Here is a 2,859-nt window from a genome sequence, read left to right as displayed (position 1 = left end):
GCGGCGGTTGGCAACAGCTCCTGGTCTGGCCTCTTTAGGGGGATGCGAAAGCGAAAAGTGGATCCCTGGCCTGGCTGACTTTCCACCCCGATTGCTCCCCCCATGAGCTGGCAGAGACGCTGGCTGATGGCCAAGCCCAGGCCGGTGCCCCCAAACTGGCGGCTGATGGAGCTATCCACCTGGCTGAAGGGCTTGAAGAGGCGATCCAATTTTTCCGGGGGAATGCCAATGCCTGTATCCCGCACCTGAACGTTGACCCATTGCTTTTCGGGATCCCTCTCCCCGGCCTCGACGGTCACCACCACCTCTCCCTGGGGGGTGAACTTGATGGCGTTGCTGAGCAGATTGGCCAGGATTTGGCGCAGCCGGTTGGGATCCCCTATCAAGGTTGGCGGCAGGTTGGGATCCACCCAAGCCACCAGTTCCAGATCCTTGCTCTGGGCTTGGGCTGCCATCAGATCCAGCAGCTCCTCCACCAACTGCAGCAAGGAAAAAGGCATTTCCTCCAGTTCCAGCTTCTGGGACTCGATCTTGGAGAAATCGAGGATGTCGTTGATTAGGTTCAGCAGCACCTCGCCTCCATAGCGGATGGTCTGTACCCAATCCTGCTGCTGCGGATCCAAGGAGGTGTCCAGGAGTAGACTGGTCATCCCCAAAATGGCGTTGATGGGGGTGCGGATCTCGTGGCTGATGGTGGCCAGGAACTCGCTCTTGGCCCGGCTGGCGGCTTCGGCAGCTTCCTTGGCTGCTTTCATCTGCTCTTCTGCCAGCTTGGCTACGGTGATATCCCGTCCGGCGGCGTAGAACAGGGATCCGGCCAAAGAGGCTCGCCACTCGATGAAACGATAGCTGCCGTCCTGGGTGCGGTAGCGGTTGACGAAGTGATCCAGCCGTTTCTCTTCGACAAGCTGCTGCATGGCCGCCTGCGTGGCGGGGAGGTCTTCCGGATGAACCCACTCCAAAAAGGGTCGGCTCTGCAGCTCCTGCAGGGAATAGCCCAGCGTAGTCTCCCAGGCGCGGTTGAGACGGCGAAAGTACCCTTGGGCATCGGCAATGCAAAGCAAATCCAGAGCTACCGAGAAAAACTGCTCCAGCTCCGCTTCTGCCGACTTGCGGGCAGTGATGTCCACCGCGGTAAACACCCAACACGGGATCCCGCGCAAGACAAGGGGCTGCACAAACACGTCTTCCCAGACAACTCGGCCATCCTGCCGCTGCCATTGCCACTCAAAGCGGGCGGATCCCTGCTGGCGGGCTTGCTCCAAGTAGGACTGCAGCGAGAACTCCCCGCCCCGAAGAGCCTGGCGATAGGGAGACTGCTCGGAAGCGTCGAAGGCCCGCAGCTCCTCCAGGCTGGAGAAGCCATAGGCCGAAATGGCTTGGGAGTTGGCCTCCAGGATCTCGCTCGTCTCTGCATGGCGGATGAGGATGGCCACAGCGGCATTCTCAAACAGAGCCCGGAACTTCTGCTCGCTTTCCTGGACGGCCTGCTGGGATCGCACCCTGTCGGTAACATCGCGGACGATCACCACCACCTCTTGGGGGTTGAGGGGCACAATGCGCACCTCTTCGTGGCGGGTCTCCCCTTCAATCTCGATGCTTTGGTCGTAGCGCTGCCGCGTCTGGGTAGCTATAGCCTGCTGAACAAAGAAAAGCCGCCGCTCGGCCAACTCCGGTGGCAAAAGCTCCTGCAGGGATCGGCCCACGTAGGTGTCGGGTGAGCTATAGGGAACAACCTCGCCCCCCCAGACAAAGCTCAAGCAAATGCCCTGGCTATCCAGGCGGAAGATCAAGTCGGGAATGGCTTCTAGAATGGCTCGCTGCACCTGTTCAGCGGCTTTCAAGGCCAGCTCTGCCTGCTTGGCTTCTGTAATATCCCGCACGATCACCAGGACTTCCTGGCTGTTCAGAGGCACAATGCGGGCTTCTTCGTGGCGTACCTCCCCTCGGACTTCAATGCTGTACTCGTAGCGCTGTTGGGTTTGGGTGGCCAGAGCCTGCTGAACATAGAAAAGCCGCTGCTCTGCCAGCTCCAGCGGCAGAATCTCCTGGAGGGATCGACCTAAGTGGCGCTCTGCTGGGCAGTCAAGATGGACATCGCCGCCGGAAATAAAACTCAGGCAGATGCCCTGGCGATTCAGGCGAACAATAAGGTCGGGGATGGCTTGGAGAATGGCCCGCTGGGTGGCTTCCATTTCTCTAAGGGCCAACTCCGCCTGTTTCCGCTCGGTGATATCTCGCACCAGGATGTAAACTTTGTCTCTCCCGTGAGCGACAACGCAGGCTCTCCGATAGCAGCGGATCCCCGGCTCAATCTCAACTTCGTACTCTAGGTACTGCGGCGTCTGGCTGACCAAGGCCCCCTCCGCCAGAGATGGATACTGCTCTTTCAGCGAGCCAGTAAACACGTCTTGGGCGCGGCGACCCACGTAAAACTCAGGCGGATGTCGGGTGGGAACGTAAGGGGAAGGCTTGCAATGAAGAATGACTCCCTCGGCGCTGAGCTCAAAAATCAAGTCGGGAATGGCCTCGTAGAGGGCGCGGTAGCGAGACTCGCTTTCCTGTAGAGCCCGCTCCATCTTGACCCGCTCGCTGATGTCGCGGCTGGTGATGAGGATCCCGTCTCCCACCGGCACCACTTGGTGATGGATCCAACTGGCCTTCAAGCCCGGCTGCCCCGAAATGGGGAACTCCTCTTCCAGAGGAATGCCGGTTTCCACCACTCGCTTGTATTTCTCAAAAAAGCCCCCCCAGCGGTTGATGGGCAGCAGCTCGCACAGCCGCTGGCCGATGATCTGCCGGCGCTGGAGGGAAATGAGCTCTTCCCCCTTGGCGTTGACATCCACAAAGACAAAGTCG

1 protein-coding gene is annotated in these 2,859 nt (G+C 59.7%); it reads right to left on the bottom strand.

The window, feature by feature from the left end; translation table 11 throughout:
- The coding region (locus NW820_RS07435; protein ID WP_414407125.1) for a PAS domain S-box protein at positions 1 to 2,859 on the bottom strand (2,859 nt) is incomplete at both ends.

Source organism: Synechococcus sp. R55.7, from assembly GCF_047461955.1.
Taxonomy (GTDB): Bacteria; Cyanobacteriota; Cyanobacteriia; order Thermostichales; family Thermostichaceae; genus Thermostichus.
The sequence above is the reverse complement of the archived record's forward strand: the minus strand, read 5'-3'. Positions and strand labels throughout refer to the sequence as shown.